Raw genomic sequence first — 18,357 nt, 5'->3', positions numbered from 1 at the left:
GATTAAGGCTTAACGTCATTAACAGAATTAAGCCCTCATTTGTGAACTGAGGGCTTTTACCTCAAAAATTAAGCCTTACTTTTTGGTTGACTGCTGAGTTGAATACTTAGCGGCATTTTCACCAGCCATTCTGCCGAAGGTAACGATGTCAGAAATGGCATTCCCACCTAAACGGTTAGCACCATGAACCCCACCAGTGACTTCACCTGCACCATAAAGACCAGGAATCACTTGTTTTTTAGCGTTAAGAATTTCAGATTTAGAATCAATCATCACACCGCCCATGGTGTGATGAACACCTGGGGTAACTTCAATCGCGTAGTAGTTACCTTCATTCAATGCACGTGGAAGGTTTGGACGTTCGAAGTCAGTATCTTTGCCAGCTTTAACAAGGCTGTTATAGCGAGCAACCGTTTCGGTCAAGGCTTTGCCATCGATGTTCTCTAGCTTACCAAGTTCAACCAGTGAGTTAGCAGAAGGTGCTACACCTAGGCCGATGTATTTATCAATTTTGCTGAGTGATTTACGCACTGAGTCATCAAAAATTAAGTAAGCTGTTTTGCCTGTTTGGTTCAAGATAGCTGCAGCAGCTTTGTCACGAGTGGTGATTTCGTTGACAAAACGTTTACCTTCGCGGTTAACTAAAATAGCGCCATTACCACGAACCGCTTCAGTTACCATTACGCCACCTTTAACCGATAACGTTGGATGAGCTTGGATATATTGCAAATCTTTCATTGCTGCGCCAGCATTACCCGCAACATCAATGCCGTCACCTGTGGCACCTGGTTGGTTAGTAGATACAAAGCCTTTTAACTTAGGATCTAGCTTGGCCACACGGTCATTATTTTTACCAAAACCGCCTGTTGCCAATACAACTGCGTCAGCTTTTATCCAGTAATAGCCTTTATACATGCCTTTAACCAGTAAGCCTTTAACATTGCCTTTATCATCTTTTAGAATTTCAATTCCGCGAGTATTTAATCGCATGTCGATATCACGTTTTACGGCATTATCGTAAAGCACTTGAATCACATGAGCACCAACACCTGCGCCACCAGTAGGACGATGTGAACGGTTTACTGACGCGCCGCCCATACGACCAACGTCGGTCAAATCAGCGCCCATAGCGGTTAACCAATCAACTGAGCCCTTAGAGTGAGACGCTAATACATCGACTAATTCAGGTTCATTTAAATCACGGCCCCCTTTCATGGTGTCTTTTACCATCAAGTCAACGCTGTCGGTGATGTCTTTAGCTTTTTGCTGATCGGTCCAAGCTGCGTTCATACCACCAGCAGCTAACTTAGCATTACCACCAATAACCGGCTCTTTCTCAACTAAAATGACTTTTGCACCATTGTCATGGGCAGAAACAGCTGCAGAGAAACCTGCACCACCAGAGCCAATAACCACAACGTTAACAGTATCTTTTGGCGCAGCAGCTAAAGCGGTTTGGCGATCTGATTTGTCTTTCAATAACTCTTCTATGCTTGGCTCATTACGTTGCCATTTTTTGGTGAATGGCATATCAAAATCAAAGCTATGACAAGAGTCGCAGTAAACCATCGATTTTTCATGAGCACTGTGACAAGAAGTACAAGCTATTTCACCAGGAAAGTGGGAGGCATGAGCATTGTAGTGATCATGTTCAGTTTCTTTGGCAACCTCTTCCATTGTGCCGTGACAGGAAACACATTGCTGATTTTCAAAGCTTAAATTATCATTTGATAACTCACCATCTGGCATATGACAACTTTCACACTCTTGGTTTTCAGCGTGTAATTCTGCTAGATTGTCCGCTGCTATCGAGTTTGTCATCACCCCTGCAGAACCCAGAAGCGTGGCTATACACACTACTTTTTTGAAATTTTTCATATCACACCCTCATTTACTTAACTGCTTTGCAGTAATGCCGACAATCAAACGTGTTGCCGTTAATTTTTAACTTCACCGTTATTTTGAGGCTTAGGTTTACCACCAACAATCAAACAACAATTACTCGCGATAAAAATCAACATTCGTTCACAAGATGTAAATTTGCTCATGCACAAATGCATAGCTAAATTCATGGTTATGCAAAAATGCATAACCGTGGGTTGCACCGATCACAATGACGGCAATATAGGCAATGACTTGTTGAAGTAACTGTATTTGCAACCCCAAATTTAAGCCTAAATAGCCTCAGTGGTAACCCGCTTGAAAAAGCGAGAAACTCAGCACAGTTAAGCTGTATAAGCACATGCTAAGATGATGTTATGAAAAAACTTGTTAACATAATCTGCACATTAAGCTTATTTGGGTTTGCGTTTTTCGCACTCGCTGTTTGTGCGCAAGAAAATCAAACGATTGTTTTTGGGGTTCACTCAAAAACGGCACCACTGGAATGGCGTAATAATGGGGTTGATCAAGGTTTTAATGTTGAGTTAATGGCTAGAATTGGCCAAATCACCGGTAAACGTATCAAGGTCAGACGCAAAACATTTCAACAGTTACTTGCCGATGTACATAACCCTGACTCGCTAATTGATGTTATTGCTGTTGTCAGCCCTGTGACGGTCGAACGTGTGCTTAGTCAGTCTGATCCTATTTATGCAACCCATGCCAAGGCCTACACCCTCCAAGGCAAGTCATTTATAAATGGATGGCATGATCTTAAAGGAAAACGGGTCGCTATCAAAAAAGGCGCTTTTGTTGATATTTACATTTCGGGTCAAGCACAAGACTTCGAACGTGTCGATGTTGACCTTTACGAGACAGGCTTTCAGCTATTAATAAAACAACAGGTTGATGTTGTCATTGCTGAGAACTTTGTTGCACGCCGATTAATGCCTTTATACCCTTCGGTGCGCAGCTCAAGCGATCCTTTGATGTATGGTGCATTCAATTTTGTCAGCAATCATAAAAATGCCATGTTAATGGAGCAAATAAATGCCGCAATACGACAGCTAAAACTATCAGGCGAATATGATCGCCTAGTCAACAAATGGTTTGGTACAGGACGAGAAAAAGTTGACTTAAACTCGGCGCAGCAAAGGTTATTATCGCTTGCGATATTAATCAGCCTGATATCTGCGATAGGGATGATACTAACTGGATATATCAGCCTGAGTTTACGAAAGCGCACCAAAGCACTCAAGCTTGAACTTACTCAGCGTAAAAAAGCAGAAACCGCTATTTCGGAGCTATCGAAACAGTTCCAGGCAGTATTAGATGGTATTCCTCATGGTGTGACGCTATTCAACCGTGCTGGAGAATGCTTATGGAGTAACGACAACAATAATGATCTGCTTAATAATCCTGATTTTCATTACTTAGACGGACAGCCCTTTGACCTTAGTTCCACCTTGTTTGAAGCGATCAATAACAATAAATCCATTATTGCTGATATGGTAATTCATAAACAATATTGGCAACTTCAACTGCATCTTATTGGTAGTGAACAAGCCGTTATATTGCTTGAAGAAACGACCGAGCAACAGCAGCTTCGTCAAGCCAACGATGAAGCTAGCCGATTAGCTTCATTAGGTGAGCTATCTGCTGGTATTGCCCATGAAATAAATAATCCGACGGGTATTATCGTGCATGCTATTGCCTTTATTAATGATGCTCTAGCTGATCTTTCTGTTGCCGCTAATCATTACCAACAACAAAATCCATTTTGGAATATAGCGGGCTTAACGCCGACTCCCGCCATGGACGAATTAAAGTTGAGCGGCCAGTCTATTATGGACGGTGCTGAACGCATTAGTCGCATTGTCTGTGATTTAAAACGCTACGCCTTACCCACAGTGTCTGATGAGTATCAACTTATCCAGCTTAACGAAGTCGTTCAGGCATCTTTACGTTTAACGGCAAACCAAATAAAAAACTTAAAAATGGTGACACACTTACAAAACCCAAGTCCTACTATTAAAGGTGATGAGCAACAGCTAAATCAGGTACTGATTAACCTAATTCAAAACGCTTGCCACGCGATTGTGTTGGATGCAACGACTTATGATGACCAGCACCTGTCAATTAGCACCAGCATTGAACAGCAGTTTGCATGCTTAACTGTAACCGATAAAGGTCAAGGCATGGACCAAGCAACTCTTCAACGAATTACCGAACCCTTTTTTACCACTAGGCGTTCAAGTGGCGGTAGTGGCTTAGGGTTATCTGTTTGTAGTCGGATAATTAAACAACATCAAGCCAAGATGCAGATTAAATCGCGTATTGGTCAAGGCACAACTGTTATTATTCGCTTTCCTTTGGAGTCTGAAACGTGAAATTAGCCAGAAACATTTTACTTGTTGATGATGAGGCACCTTGGTTACGCACTCTAGCCATTACCCTCAACCGTTTAGTACCCGAGGCAACAATTGATACCTGCATTGATAGTCGGCAAGTGATTAACCGACTTGAAGTAGGTGACTATGCATTGGTGCTATTAGATCTCACCATGCCATTTCACTCAGGTGAGGAGCTACTGGAGAGTATTCGCAACACATCGCCTTACACTCGAGTGATTATCGTTACCGGTGTTAATCAGGTTGATACGGCTGTGCGTTGCATCAAGCATGGCGCTTATGATTATTTTATTAAGACCGACAAAGTTGATGATCTTGCTAGAACAGTACGCCAAGCATTAGAGGTTGTTGGTCTTGAGCGCAACTATCTAAGAATTAAACAAAGCTTTTTAAGTAAGACATTGAATCAACCTGAGGCGTTTGATAATTTTTTGACCTGCGAGCCTGCCTTGCTCGACCAGTTTCGATATTTTGAAGCAGTAGCACCCAGTCCTGAACCCATTCTAATTCAAGGTGAAAGCGGCACGGGTAAAGATGAATTTGCCAAATCAGCCCACTTACTTTGCTGCCCACAAGCGCCATTTATAAATATCAATCTAGCTGGGATAAGTGCATCAGCATTTGAGTTACAACTGTTTGGCAAAATCAACACCTTGGAAGATGGCCAACTATGCGCCCAAGCGGGGGCGTTGCATCAAGTTCAATCAGGTTTACTTTACCTGAATGAAATAGGTGATTTGCCAATAGAGGCGCAAGCAAAACTGGTGGATGTCATTGAACATAAACAATACTACCCAATTGGCAGCGACAAGGCCTACCCAGTGATGTGTAAAATCATCACTTCCACCCAACATGACTTACTCGCATTAAGCAAAGCGGGAAAATTTCGCAATGACCTTTTGTATCGTCTTCGCTCACATACCATCAAACTGCCGCCATTAAGACAACGTAAACTCGACCTATTTATGTTAATTAATCACTTTATTACCCTTGCAGCAGAAGAAATGGATCTGCCTAGACCTGAGCAACCCAATACCCTCGCCTCGCAAATAGCCGAATATGAGTTTCCCGGTAATTTACATGAACTCAGAGGAATGGTGTTTGATGCCGTCAGTCGCAGTGATGGAATTAAGCTCAATATCAGCCCCTTTATGGAAGCCAACAACTTAACCAAAGTCGCAGCAGATAATACCGCGCAACTGACGTTTCCAAAGGAGTTACCTACGTTGGCACAAATGAGTGATGCATTAATTAACGAAGCGATGAGCCGTACGGCAAATAGTCAAACTGTTGCAGCAAAAATGCTAGGAATAAGCCAAAGTGCATTAAGCCGCCGTCTTAAACATGAAAAGTAACCAAATTGATTTGCAAAACAGCATTACAGAGGTAGGGTGAGAGCGCAAATGCTTTTCGTTCAATTAGTGGGAGTTTATTAAGCGAATATCAACCGCATGGACGCGGATGTTAAGCCATCATGGATGATTTTACGGCGTTTCGTTTAATAAACCTTAACAATTTGCATAAAAACCAATCGCTTATGCGGTAACCATGATTACAGAGGTGCCAAACAAGGTTAATCATATGCTCAGGTAAAATCTATTCGCTGGCTTTTATCGGATACAAAAAAAGAGAGCCGAAGCTCTCTTTTTTACCTAAAACGAAAAGTCACTCAGTTTACTTCCAGCTGGTCATCTTGTGGCCTTTAACCGCATAAAATAAAATGAATAGATAACATGGGATCATCACTAAGTAGCCGCCTTGCATGCCAAGGGAGGTTGCTGAGCTGGTTAAGCCCCAGAATACTGGGCCAAATGCGCCACCAGCAATACCCATGATGAGTAGTGCTGAACCTGTGCTGGTTAGTTTACCCATACCAGATAAGGCTAACGGCCAAACTGCTGGCCAAACAATTGCGTTAGCCAAGCCTAAAAAGGCAATTAACAATAAGGTATCTGGCAGTTGTGCGCCACCAAATGGCACTAATACAGTGTCAGAAATAGCCGTTGAGCTGCTATCACCAAATACAATACCAAAGGACAACACCACCCCAAGTATGGCGCTAATAAGTAGCGCATTAGGCTGAGATATAAACTGTGGAATACAAATAATCCCTAAGGTGTAACCCACTACCATGCATATCATGGTGTATGAGGTCATCACCCCATAGTTTTCAACCCCTAAGGTGAGTGCATACGTACCAATGGTATCGCCAGCGATTACCTCAACAGCCACATAAACAAACAAGGCCACCACCCCAAGGGCTAAGTTGGGTTTTGCTAGTGCCTGTTTAATTTGACCTTTACTGGTGCCCTCTTCTGCTTCGTCTTGTTCAAGCTCTGGTAGCGGTGATTTCTTAACAGCATAGGCTAAAATACCAATGAAGATTGCCATACCTAAATACGGCAGAATTAAGCTGTTAGCCATTTCATCAATTTGAACCTGACTTAGGGTGGTGCCGACGCGATCTTTAAAGCTATCAAGGATTAATGCGGTAAACACCATAGGAGCAATAACACCCGCGCCTTTATTCAAAATCCCCATAACACTAACGCGTGCTGCAGCAGACTCTTCAGGGCCTAAGCGAACCACATAAGGGTTAACAGCGGTTTGTAATAATGTTTGTCCGGTGCCCATAACCAGTTGCGCGAGTAAGAACAAAGCAAACACTTGGGTTTTAGCGGCTGGAATAAAGAGTAAACCCGCCACCATCATCACCCCCATACCCAGCGCCATACCGTTTTTATAGCCCACTTTACGGATGACCCAAGCTGAAGGTAGTGCGGTAAAAGTTACTGCTATATAAAAAGAGAATAGAATTAGTGACGCTTGAAAAGGGCTTAACTGAAGGATTTGCTTTAGATATGGCATTAACGAACCATTAAGCCAAGTCGCAAACCCTAATACGAAAAAGAGTATTGCCACAATGGCCATGGGCACTATGCTGCTTTTTTGCTGACTATTATTCATTGTTGTTTCCATAAACCCTGCTTCTTATTGTCATTGATATTTCGGCACTGACTTCCTACTAGCGCCCCATATGAGTCTTATTATTATTGAGTTTTTATCAACAATTTGACCTAGCAATGTTGCTGCAGATCATAATCGTTGTGCATTTCATGTTAAAACATAAACACAGCAAAGACAACGCTGTCATTTCATTAACAACTAAACATCATTGATCACACCACAAGCCCCAAAATAAATCTTGCATGCAGTTCTTAGTGACAGTCCATAGTGACAGCTCTTATAAACAGCCTTTAGATGCGAATAAAAATTTTACGTTGATAAAGCCACAATAAAATTAGCCATTGCACTGTCAGTAAGCTCAGTACAAAGAGTAATGGTTGCCAGTCTGCTGGGGTGGCGCGAATAAAGCCGCCCAATAAACTATTGGCTAAGTATTGCCAATTAACCAGACTAGATGCGATATAGATGATGATGGCATTAGTGCCAATCACCACAAAAACAAAGGCCCATTTGTGCCATTTAAGTACATCGATAATGGCGTAAAAAATGGCGAGTAAGATGATGCTCCAACCACTGGTTACCAACACAAAACTGCTGGTCCATAAGTCTTTATTGACCGGAATAATCAAGTCTAATAGCCAGCCTAATGACAATAACGCCGCACCAATAATCACCATACTCAAGACTTTTAGCCATTCACCCCTAAGCCCCCATAAGGGCGGCTTGGCTTTAACAATATAGTGACCGACAAACACACCGATTAAGCCATTTACCACCGCAGGCAGTGTGGATAGCACCCCTTCAGGATCTACGGCTCTATTTTGATATGCGCTACCAGGTAGCAGTATTGAATCAACGTAAGCGTTAATACTATTTTCGGCGCTAAAGCGGGCAAAGGTTTGGCTTGTTTGATTAACAGCTGCTTGAGCTAATTCTGGGTTTTGAACTAGCCCAGAATATAGCGTGAGATCGGGATAAGGAAGATATAACTGAATAAGCCCATAGCCAATTAATAGACTAATGGCGACAATAATTTGGGTTCTAAGGCTGGTATGCCACACCAACATCGCGCCTATAAACCATGCAAAACCAATACGTGCCAACACACTGGCATAACGCACACTGTCGGGATCTGCAGGCATACCAACGCCCCAACCATGATTATAAAGTACCCCTAAAAAAATAAGTAAACCAAGGCGCTTTATAGCATGACGATACAAGGGCAGCCGCTGCTGCATTGGTAGTTTATCTAAGCGTTTTGGTGACAGGCCTAAAGCCACACCGGAGAGGAAAATAAACAGCGGGAATATAACATCATAAAAGGTAAATCCATGCCATTGACTGTGATGCATTTGGCCGTCAAACCAATTCCACCCAGCCCAGCCGGTTAATATAAATAATCCAGCAAATAGGCCCTCACCGCCAAGGATCCAAAACATGTCAAAACCGCGCAGGGCGTCCAATGACATTAATCTTGGCTTCAAAGCGGTTTTAGTCGACATACATTAGCCTTTATCGCATCGGCTAAAAACCACATCGCCATTAATATAGGTTTGGTTAACTTGATAACGCGAGTTATCGTTTGCATTAGCAGCTAACAACACTAAGTCTGCGCGCTGACCTACGGCTATGGTGCCAAGCTTAGCTTGCTGTAGATACTGCGCTGGATATAACGATGCCATTCTAAGGGCTTCTTCATAACTGAGGCCAAGCATGCTAACCGTATTGTTAACTGCGCCAACCATATCAAGTACGCAACCTGCTAGCTCACCTGATTTGGCATTGAGCCTATCACCTTGACGTATGACCTCGGTGCCAAACAGTTCAAAGCTGGCATCATCATCCAGTCCCACCGGTGGCATAGCATCGGTTACTAACATGATTTTGCCTTGGGGCTTAGCTTTAAGGGCAACTTTTGCAGTCGCACTGTGAACATGGTGGCCATCGACAATCAATCCGCACCATGCTGCATCACTTTCTAGCGCTGCGCCCACCATGCCCGGCTCACGAGAGCCAAAGCCTGACATGGCATTAAACAAATGTGTAAAACCGTTAGCGCCAGCATTTAACGCCGCCAGCACAGTATCATAATCGGCATTTGAGTGACCTAAGCACACCTTTACGTCGTTAGCGACTAAGGTTTTTATCACCTCAACTGAGACATTTTCAGGGGCTAAAGTGACCACTTTTATACCAAGATCTTGTCGTGAAAATATCGCCAGTTCTTCATCTGAAATACTGCGAATAAACGATTGTGGATGCACGCCTTTTTTAGGCACACTCAAATGTGGCCCTTCAAAGTGAATCCCTAACACGCCTGCAGATTGCAGCTTAATAGCCTCGGCAACGGCATCAGCGGCTTGCGCCATCACCTCAACTTTATCGGTAATGAGCGTCGGCAGAAAACCGGTCGTACCAAATTGAGCATGTGCTCGACCTATGGTCTCAATACAATCAAGGGTTGGTGCGCTATTAAACAGTGCCCCACCGCCGCCATTGACTTGAACATCAACAAACCCAGGCACTAACGTGCCTTGTAAACGCACTTCTTTCGCATTCGATACTGAATCTAAGGCGATGATGTGGCCGTCTTCAATAGAGATCACCGCATCTTGATGAAATTGCTGTCCATCAAAAAAACCGTCTGCTATTAGGGTTTGTCTCATAATGTTCTCTTTATATTGCGTTAATCTTTAACAGCTTTCTTCTTAATGTTCAAAGTCGAGTCAAACTTATAGTGTTTGGGTGACTTTTTTCAAACCTTCTGGCTGATCTGGGTCAATACCACGGGCAACAGCGACGGCGGCGACATCGATATAAAAACGTTGTAGCAATGCTAATGGCGCAACACGCGGGTGTATTTCAGATGATGTTTGATTTAAATGCACCAAGTCTGCGCCACGTTGTTTTACGTTTTCTATTTGCTCGATATGGCTTTCATAAGACTCATCATTAATGCAGGCATCGACAATAGCCAGTTTCTTTTCAACTAAAGTCACCGGCCCATGTAAAAACTCAGCGCTACTGAATGATTCGGCATGAATAGAACAAACCTCTTTCATTTTAAGGGCGATTTCTTTGGTTACCGCATAACCTAAACCACGGCCAAGCACCACAAGGTTATTAACCCCAGCTAAAGACTCGGCGGTTAATTGCGGCGCTGCGTCAACGGCGGTTTGTAATGCAGCAGGCATTGAATCAACGGCTGCAGCTAACGACTCACTTTGGGTCCACTCAGCAGTTAACTGCACAATGGCTGATAAAGTCGCTAAGTAGCTTTTGGTCGCTGCGACGGCTTTTTCTTCACCCGCTCTAAGCGGTAATACCACATCGACAATATCTTTAATTGGTGCTGTTTCATCGTTGACTAATGCGACACAAAAAGCGCCGGCTTCTTTAGCCATTCTCGCTTGAGCCAATATATCTGGGCTACGGCCTGATTGTGAAATAACAATCACTAATCCGCCTTCAAGTTGTAAGCTTTTACCATAAACACTGGCAACTGATGGCGCTGCAGCAAAAGTTGGAATGCCCACTTCAATTTCAAATAAGTATTTAGCAAATACCCCTGCGTGATCTGATGAGCCACGACCAACAATCATCACAAACTTTGGCTTAAAACTACGTAGTTTTTCACCAAGCTCTTTGGTTAAGCCAGCATTAGCAGCCAGTTGCTCAGCGATTTTCTGCGGTGCTGAACGCGCTTCACGTTCCATAATTGTATTTGTCATCGAGTTAACCTTAATTTATGTTCAAGTTGATCCATTGAGGTATCAAGTTACTGAGCAGTGCATGGCGATGAATTTATCGTTGACACTGAAAATTTTAAGCGAGTTCAAGATAATTTGGCGAGTTACAGACTCTTGCCGTTATCTGCGGCAAACTGTTGCTGCGCAAACAAGATAGCGCCGATTTCTGGTGGTGATAGCGCTTCAGCCACTTTGCTAGCCACATCAATGTCTAACCAATGTAATAATGGCTCTGCTAGGCCGCCAATCATCGAAAAACGACTAGGATGAATGGCAAATAACTTTCTGGCCATTTCACTAATATAACCCGCTCCCTGTTGCACAATATCAATGGCAACCTCATCACCATTGTCGGCGCATAACAGCACAATACGGGCTAATTTGGCGTAGGTGCTTGAAGACTGTCCGGCAAGATGCTCGACAATGCCCATGGCATCATCAACATTAAAGTGTGCTAGTAATAATTGTGTTAGTGCGGTGTCGGCGGCAAAGCCGTCTAAATTCAGTAATACATGCTCAGCGGCTTTTTGGCCTAACCATGCGCCACTGCCTTTGTCACCTAATGCAAAGCCATGGCCGCCAATTAATAAACTTTGCTCGCCTACATGGGCAAAGCCACAAGAGCCAGTACCGGTAATAATCACGGCACCATCATCGCCGTTATGGGCACCAATACAGGCAGTATGTAAGTCTGTGGTGAGGTACATTTTGGCAAACGGGTGCTGCCAGTTGTTCACTTGGTCAAACAAACGCGGCACATTCACGCCAGCGAGGCCGACACCGGCGATTAACTGCTGAGCGTAGCTTGGTGCTAAGTTTGCATCTGCCAAGGCAAGCTTGGTTGATTCGATAATTGAATTAAAAGTTTGTTCTAGTCCGTGAAGAGGATTAGCTCTACCTGCTACACCAGTGCCAATTACACCTTTTTGTGGGCAAAATATGCTGGCGCGGCACTTACTGCCACCACCGTCAATTCCGATATAAAGCTGTGATTCATTTTGCTGATTAACGCTCATGACATCCCTCTTGTCTCTATTACCCAAGCCTTTTATAACTGATTTTTATAGGCTCTTTTGTAAGTTAACTTTATGTTACACCACAAATGACAGCGTTGTCATTTACTTTTTGTGGTGTTTATAAAGCAAACAGCGAAGTAACTATTAAAGCTCTGATTTATATTGATTTTAGCTAGGTAATTAAATTGAAAGTTTTGGATGTTTTGCTGATTTTCTTTTAAAAAGGACGTTAACCATTCGATTAACGTCCTTTGTATTTAGTTAACTGCACAGCAATAAAAGCCAGCTATAAAAACAACGAGCGCCCTTTGCGTTTTCCTGATGCGGAAATTGCTCTTATCTCAATATTACCTGATACCTTTACCGGAGCTTGGTATTCAAGCCATGATGCTGTTTCAGCAGCGTTATTGTCACTCTCTTCACTGAGTTGACGATACTCAATCTTAAGCCCTGGAAAGGCAATATTGGCATAAAGCAGTCCAGCTTCAATTTTTGCCCCAACGGTTGGCACCCGATATTCAATGTTAGCCACATCTAACTTAGCCAGCTCTTTATGGCCTAAGGTATTAGCGATGTCATTCCATTGCTGTTGCTGCTGCTTACGCATATCAGCAGTAAAGTAACCTGAGTTTTGATGATAAACCGCGCCTTGATACTGATATGGCACTTCCCACTTTGCTTTATGCCAAGCTTTTTCAGCTAGCATTAGCAGCCGTGGAAACATCATATATTCAGCGACTTCATCACTGCGAATAGTTTCACTCCAGATTTGACCTTGAATACCACTAAAGCCTTTACCTTGTTGTAATGGCGCTGAGGTCACCTTACCTTGCTCATCTTTTTTAACGCTATCGTCGGCGGTAAAGGGGTTATTTTCGATATCATTCCATTGTTCCGCATTCGCAGGTAAGTTATCTGGCATAAAACTAAACAATTTTTGGCTGTTTAGCGCTCGGGTCGCCCAGTAGTAACCATGCTCTTTAGGATCAGCCTCATAGGGGAAATCAAAGTACAACACTTCAGGGTTTGAAAGCACAGTATCCCAACCTAAATTGGCTTGGCTGTGGGCTCTTTGATAACCATGGTGTGAAATCACATCCCAAATGTTGGTTTGTGATTTAGCCGGCATATTGTCTGCATTAGTATGGCTCATACCATCGCTCCAACCTGCAGGTTCAATACCTTTAGCGCTGACCATATTGGCGACGCGCTCAATAAAATAAGCACCTAAATCATCGATCGATTTAACCCCTTTGTCATTGTTAGCAACAAAGTCTACGCATTGTGGTGATTGCTTCCACGCCCCTGCCGTTTCATCAGCGCCAATGTGGTAGCGTTTTAGCGGATGGCCTGCTTGTTGGTGCAATTTAGCAATTTCATCAATGACTTTATCGACAAAGTGATAGGTCGACTCCAAGCACACATTTAGGGTGTTATCGTTATAATACTGCACCGATGAATACACTGTGGTGTCGTTAGCATCTGTCAGTAAGAACTCATTAGCAGCATTATTTTCGCCACTTGCCATAAACTTACGGTAGCGGGCATCCATAGATTTTATCGCAGCACGTGAGTGACCAGGCATATCCATTGACGGGATAACCTCTACTTGGCGGGCGCTGGCATACTGCAAAATGTCTATATAATCGGCTTTGCTATAAAAACCATTTACACTGGCATCAGCAAAAGGGCCACTGCCCAGCTGGGGAATTAAGCAGGTGCTTTCGGTTAAATCATGGCAACGCTTACTACCAATATCAGTAAGCTCAGGTAAGCCATCAATTTCTAAGCGCCATGCTTCATCATCGGCCATATGTAGGTGTAATTTATTGAGCTTATAAGCTGCCATTTGATCGATTAAATCAAATATCAGTTGTTTACTGTGAAAGTTACGCGCGACATCAATGTGCATACCACGAAAATCATAACGCGGTGCATCATCAACAACCATAGTATTTATACTGAGTTCTCGAGTATCGATTAACGCTGCAAGTGACGAAAGACCATATGAAAAACCACTGTCGGTGGCGGCGGTAATGGTAATGCCGTCAACGGCCACCTTGAGCTGATAAGCGCCATCAATCCCTTGCTCGTCTGCTGTAACCTTGCTGTTTTTAACAAACGCTAACGACAAGCCTGTATCTGATTGCTTAACCCCAAGTCTCGCTAATCTCGACAAAGCTGCGGCAACTGCTGCTGAGTCAACTTGCTGGTAATTAACCTCAATACCTTGAGACAAATCTACCGGTGTATTACTTGATGTAACGCTAGCACTGAGCGGCGTTGGAATAATGCGATTAATGGCAGCCTCGCGATTAACTACAAGGGCATTATTGGCTTCAAATAACACCTCAGCACGGCTCCACGCTAAGTTATCGGTTGCGGTTCTGCGATATTGCCTTTTTTCATCCGTAAAGGCTTCAACATAGGGTCTAACTTCCATGCCGGTTTCTGCGTCAATACTTAATTGAGTGCTAGCTATCACGACAGGCTCTAAACCATCCACCACAATGTAATAGTTTGGCATTGGGTCAGTTTCAGATAATTGCCATAACTCGCCTCTAAAACCAATGCGTTGGGTTACGCCAGCGCTAAAGCCAGTGAATTGTTCGGTGGGGGCAATTTTATGTAAATCACCTTGTACTCGAGTGATACTAAACTGCGGATTTAACACCGCTTGTACTGGGCGCATTTGGCTGAAATAAATTGCCCAGTCGGCATGGGGAATATTAACTGAACTGGTTAAATCAATTTCAGCGATAAAACATTGCTCATCAGGCTGTGTTGCTGAGCAACTTTCTTCAGGGACATTGGTCACCATGCGATAAGTGACTTTTAGATCTGCGGCAAATTGTTTTAGGCTTGCTTGAGTCCAAGCGCTATCAGCGGCTTGATTAGCCTTATGTTGCAGATCTGAACCATTAGCTGATTGAGCATCATCAGACGTAGAAGGAGCTGAAGAATACTGGCAACCCACTACGCCTATTGATAGTAATAATGCTGATGCAAGGATGGTCTTTTTCATATATTCCTCAATTTATCCCTAAATGATCATCTGATGAGATGCCGCGCGTTGACTGACTACTGACGTTAGCCTATTTTAGCGAAATTACTGCAGCTAATTTTTAGCGGCAACAGTATTTAATTGATTAAATTTATTAGTGTATTTAGCCTGTTCAATATCTATGTCTCGTTAACTGCTAGGTTTTATCCTTACTAAGAAACCGGCAAAAAAATAGCTGGGAACAAAAATTGTACCCAGCTTATACTCGTTTCTGGGGAGAGACTAAAAGTATAAATTAATGCTATTTCGCCCGACCGAAATAGCATTAAGGCATGGATAATAGGGACCTATAAATTATCCATGTCGACCTTAAAACAACGATTCACACACAAGCAATGACAACGCTGTCATTTAATAATCTACCGAATATAGAACGAGATTTCTACATTTTTTTTATGTTTTGACACAGGTTTGCAACAATAGACATTAAAAACAAATAATAACAGTGGCTTAATTGCTTAAATTAAGCTTAATTGGCTTAGTGATAACCAAGAATATTGGCATCTAGTGGTAAAGAAAGGATTGAATGAAGTGAAAAGCTTTAAGCAAAAGAATCTTATGCTAAATATGCTACTAATAAAAAAGGCATTATTTCAATATATGAAATAATGCCTTAATACGCGCGATACAATAAGATTAAGCTTTAGCCATGATCTCAGTACGTGCTAGACGGTTAACTTGGTTTAACGATGCTAAATGACCATAGATAGGACCTAGTAAGCCGCGCTTTCTAAGTTCTAAGTAATCTTCATCTGACAATTCATTTAATTTAGCTTCATCAATTAAGTATAAGCCATTGATGTTGCGCTTCTCACCCGCTACATCAACCGTTAATGTTTGGGTTGTTAGTAACTTTTTTTCAGCCAAGAAACCAAGAATGTTGCGACTTGCTTGATCTTGCTCAAAATGCGCGATTAAGGCTTTTTTGCGGTTTTCTAAGTAAGCAGACTCTTGCTCACCTTCAAATAATGCTTGGCCTTCAGTCTTGCTGACTTCAGCAGCAGATTCGCGAATACCAATCCATACTTTGTCTTTTACTTCTGGGTTAAGTACTAATCCAAGTGGATAGTCACGGACAACAGCAGGGATATATAGTCCTTGCCACTTGCCGTCTTTAATACTCAGGTTTTGACCAGGCTTAAGACCTAACATAGCAACAGCTTGGAATTCACCGCTATCAGTGTTTTTAACGAATACAATTGGGTATTCTGTAGCTGCACGAGCAATCTCATGCAAAGTTACTGGAACAATATGTTGATCTGCAACGTGTGCAAAATTAGTTGCGGTAATTTTTAAATCACCGTGCTTTGCGTGTTCAAGTAACGTAATTTGGTTAGACATCTTGGCTCCTTCAGGCGCTTCTAATCAATAATGATATACATAAAAATAGGGATTCAAATCCCTTTTGTTTTAAACTTTTGCTAGTAGATTAAAATAAAAAATCCCAAAATCTTTAGCTGATGACTTATTATAAAGCCCACTATCATTTAATCTGCAGCTTACGTTACCGTATCAAGCAATAAAGTACCACTAGCTATTCGCTGATATTTCACCTAAATCGTGCCAACTTTCATCTATAAGTATAAATTTCACTCAACTGGGTTCTAAGTTTATTAATCCTGTAGCTAAACCTTTTGTAAACCGTAACGGTTAATTTTATCAAGCAGTGCTCGATGCTCTGGTAAGTCTAGCGCCAGCTTGTGGCCTATTTGCTGTATTTTATTGGCCTGCTGCTGGGCATTTTTAAGATACACAGTGTCGAGCGGCTGGTTTTTGGTTTGATAATGCATCCCGTATAAGACATACAGGTAATTATCAATATTAAACACTTCGTAGCGTGAGAATAGATCATCGGTTATCGGGCTAAAGCTCTGCCATAATTGCAATTTTTGTTGCAAGGATTCAGGTATCGTTTCAGGCTTTTGATTATCTAACCAAAAATCACTGTCAGTTCTATCTGAAATGCAATAATGCAACTTAGCAAACTCCACTACTCGCTCCCACGCGTAACCTATAGTGTGATTAAAGCGCTCAGACAATGCTGGCATTTGCGCCAGTGTCTGCGGTAGTCGCTTAGCTAAGTAACCGGCGGCAAAATCAGTTAATAGTATTGAGGTTGCCTCGATTGGCTCTAAAAAGCCTTGTGCTAGGCCTAATGCTACACAGTTTTTTGCCCAAAATTGTTCGCGGTAGCCCACTTTCATGGGGATTTCACGATGGTGTAACTGGTCTAGTTTCCCGCCTAAATAACGGTTAAACTTTTGCTCAGCTTGTGCGCTTGTCATGTGGTTATCAGAATACACAAAACCAGTACCGCGGCGCTCTGGCAAAGCGATATCCCAAATCCAGCCTGCTTGATGCGCTGTGGCAATGGTAAAAGGGGCAATCGCTTCAGTAATGTCTGTCGGCACTTGGGCAACAATGGCTTTATTCACCAATAACTGATGGGATTTATCCACAAAGCCGACGTTAAGCTTTTTGGCTAACAAAATGGACTCAAAGCCACTGCAGTCGATATAAAAATCAAAAGCTAACTCGCCGAGCTTATCAGTTTTTAAGCGGCTGATATTGCCTACATCATCTATTGCCGCATCTAACACATTGGCTTTGATATGCTCAACGGCATATTTACTTGTGGCGTTAGTGGCTAATAATTTGGCAAATTTTGCCGCATTTAAATGATAAGCATAACTCACCGAGCCAGCGTATTCGGGGGTGGTGATGGATTTAGGTGCCTTTAATGCCTCACAAATATAATGCTGAGGTGAAACCATTGCACTATAAGCCATATCCTCAGTGGCGGTTTGGTTCCAAAAGGCGCTTAAGTCATCGCCTAATGGGCTTGGTACATCAAATAAGTGATGGTAGCGATTATCTGCGCCATGTTTGGTTTTATCGAGCCAGTTTCGAAATTGGATAGACTGCTTGAAGCTCACATCACACTGCTGAATAAACTCGGTTTCGCTTATTCCAAAGCTTTGTAATGACTGCCTAATCGCAGGTACAGTGCCTTCACCAACACCAATGGGCGGAATATCAGGAGACTCGATTAACGTAACGGACACATCAGCCAATGATTGCACCGCTTTACCAATATGATTTGCAGCAAGCCAACCTGCTGTGCCACCACCGATAATAACAATCTTCTGCACTTTCATATTACGCCTCTTAACTGTTAACTGTAGATAAGTCGCTAATTGGATTTTAACCGTATTTACCAGTGGAAAGTTAAAATCAAAAAGCCTAGCAAGTGCTAGGCTTTTTATGCT

At 42.7% G+C, this 18,357-nt stretch carries 12 protein-coding genes; 2 read left to right on the top strand and 10 right to left on the bottom strand.

All coding sequences use genetic code 11. The annotated features are described in order from the left end of the window. Positions 1-75: 75 nt before the first annotated feature. The gene (locus Q4533_RS00785; protein WP_303501342.1) at positions 76-1,878 is read right to left on the bottom strand and encodes a flavocytochrome c; all 1,803 of its coding nucleotides are present in this window, start codon (positions 1,876-1,878) and stop codon (positions 76-78) included. 147 nt (positions 1,879-2,025) lie between these two features. Then, positions 2,026-2,166, bottom strand: a complete 141-nt coding sequence (locus Q4533_RS00780) for a hypothetical protein (RefSeq protein WP_303501339.1) — start codon at positions 2,164-2,166, stop codon at positions 2,026-2,028. 92 nt (positions 2,167-2,258) lie between these two features. Between Q4533_RS00780 and Q4533_RS00775 the strand changes: the two genes are divergently transcribed. Both Q4533_RS00775 and Q4533_RS00770 read left to right on the top strand, forming a co-directional pair. Next, the gene (locus Q4533_RS00775) at positions 2,259-4,271 is read left to right on the top strand and encodes a transporter substrate-binding domain-containing protein (RefSeq protein ID WP_303501337.1); all 2,013 of its coding nucleotides are present in this window, start codon (positions 2,259-2,261) and stop codon (positions 4,269-4,271) included. Further along, on the top strand, positions 4,268-5,647 hold the full coding sequence (locus tag Q4533_RS00770) for a sigma-54 dependent transcriptional regulator (RefSeq protein WP_102519278.1): 1,380 nt from the start codon (positions 4,268-4,270) through the stop codon (positions 5,645-5,647). The genes Q4533_RS00775 and Q4533_RS00770 overlap by 4 nt, the downstream gene beginning before the upstream one ends. A 319-nt stretch (positions 5,648-5,966) precedes the next feature. Here Q4533_RS00770 and nagP read toward each other — a convergent pair whose 3' ends face one another. The 8 genes from nagP to Q4533_RS00730 form a co-directional block, all read right to left on the bottom strand. Next, complete coding sequence (gene nagP / locus Q4533_RS00765; protein WP_303501335.1) at positions 5,967-7,271, bottom strand: N-acetylglucosamine MFS transporter NagP; 1,305 nt, start codon at positions 7,269-7,271, stop codon at positions 5,967-5,969. 278 nt (positions 7,272-7,549) lie between these two features. Beyond that, positions 7,550-8,761 (bottom strand): acyltransferase family protein, encoded by a 1,212-nt coding sequence (locus Q4533_RS00760; protein WP_102475639.1) that lies wholly within the window; start codon positions 8,759-8,761, stop codon positions 7,550-7,552. A 3-nt stretch (positions 8,762-8,764) separates the two neighbouring features. Continuing rightward, the gene (gene nagA / locus Q4533_RS00755; RefSeq protein ID WP_102519281.1) at positions 8,765-9,925 is read right to left on the bottom strand and encodes an N-acetylglucosamine-6-phosphate deacetylase; all 1,161 of its coding nucleotides are present in this window, start codon (positions 9,923-9,925) and stop codon (positions 8,765-8,767) included. Positions 9,926-9,991: 66 nt separating this feature from the next. Continuing rightward, a complete protein-coding gene (gene nagB-II / locus Q4533_RS00750) occupies positions 9,992-10,990 on the bottom strand; it encodes a glucosamine-6-phosphate deaminase NagB-II (RefSeq protein ID WP_102475637.1) in 999 nt (332 codons plus the stop codon). Between the two features lie 122 nt (positions 10,991-11,112). After that, positions 11,113-12,024, bottom strand: a complete 912-nt coding sequence (gene nagK / locus Q4533_RS00745; RefSeq protein ID WP_102532170.1) for an N-acetylglucosamine kinase — start codon at positions 12,022-12,024, stop codon at positions 11,113-11,115. Positions 12,025-12,310: 286 nt separating this feature from the next. Next, positions 12,311-15,049 carry a family 20 glycosylhydrolase gene (locus tag Q4533_RS00740; RefSeq protein ID WP_303501329.1) on the bottom strand — a complete coding sequence of 913 codons (2,739 nt, stop codon included), beginning with the start codon at positions 15,047-15,049 and terminating at the stop codon, positions 12,311-12,313. Positions 15,050-15,724: 675 nt separating this feature from the next. Beyond that, entirely contained in the window at positions 15,725-16,429 is a 705-nt protein-coding gene (locus tag Q4533_RS00735) for a SapC family protein (protein WP_303501327.1), read from the bottom strand. 284 nt (positions 16,430-16,713) lie between these two features. Beyond that, complete coding sequence (locus tag Q4533_RS00730) at positions 16,714-18,246, bottom strand: tryptophan halogenase family protein (protein WP_303501325.1); 1,533 nt, start codon at positions 18,244-18,246, stop codon at positions 16,714-16,716. Positions 18,247-18,357: the final 111 nt, after the last annotated feature.

The organism is Shewanella sp. 6_MG-2023 (assembly GCF_030547195.1).
Taxonomy (GTDB): Bacteria; Pseudomonadota; Gammaproteobacteria; order Enterobacterales; family Shewanellaceae; genus Shewanella.
The sequence above is the reverse complement of the archived record's forward strand: the minus strand, read 5'-3'. Positions and strand labels throughout refer to the sequence as shown.

Excerpts from the sequence above, each read along its gene's own strand:
- nagB-II (WP_102475637.1), bottom strand. The coding sequence starts at position 10,990 with ATGACAAATACAATTATGGAACGTGAAGCGCGTTCAGCACCGCAGAAA.
- Q4533_RS00760 (WP_102475639.1), bottom strand. The coding sequence starts at position 8,761 with ATGTCGACTAAAACCGCTTTGAAGCCAAGATTAATGTCATTGGACGCC.
- nagP (WP_303501335.1), bottom strand. The coding sequence starts at position 7,271 with ATGGAAACAACAATGAATAATAGTCAGCAAAAAAGCAGCATAGTGCCC.
- Q4533_RS00775 (WP_303501337.1), top strand. The coding sequence starts at position 2,259 with ATGAAAAAACTTGTTAACATAATCTGCACATTAAGCTTATTTGGGTTT.
- Q4533_RS00785 (WP_303501342.1), bottom strand. The coding sequence starts at position 1,878 with ATGAAAAATTTCAAAAAAGTAGTGTGTATAGCCACGCTTCTGGGTTCT.
- Q4533_RS00735 (WP_303501327.1), bottom strand. The coding sequence starts at position 16,429 with ATGTCTAACCAAATTACGTTACTTGAACACGCAAAGCACGGTGATTTA.
- Q4533_RS00730 (WP_303501325.1), bottom strand. The coding sequence starts at position 18,246 with ATGAAAGTGCAGAAGATTGTTATTATCGGTGGTGGCACAGCAGGTTGG.
- Q4533_RS00740 (WP_303501329.1), bottom strand. The coding sequence starts at position 15,049 with ATGAAAAAGACCATCCTTGCATCAGCATTATTACTATCAATAGGCGTA.
- nagK (WP_102532170.1), bottom strand. The coding sequence starts at position 12,024 with ATGAGCGTTAATCAGCAAAATGAATCACAGCTTTATATCGGAATTGAC.
- nagA (WP_102519281.1), bottom strand. The coding sequence starts at position 9,925 with ATGAGACAAACCCTAATAGCAGACGGTTTTTTTGATGGACAGCAATTT.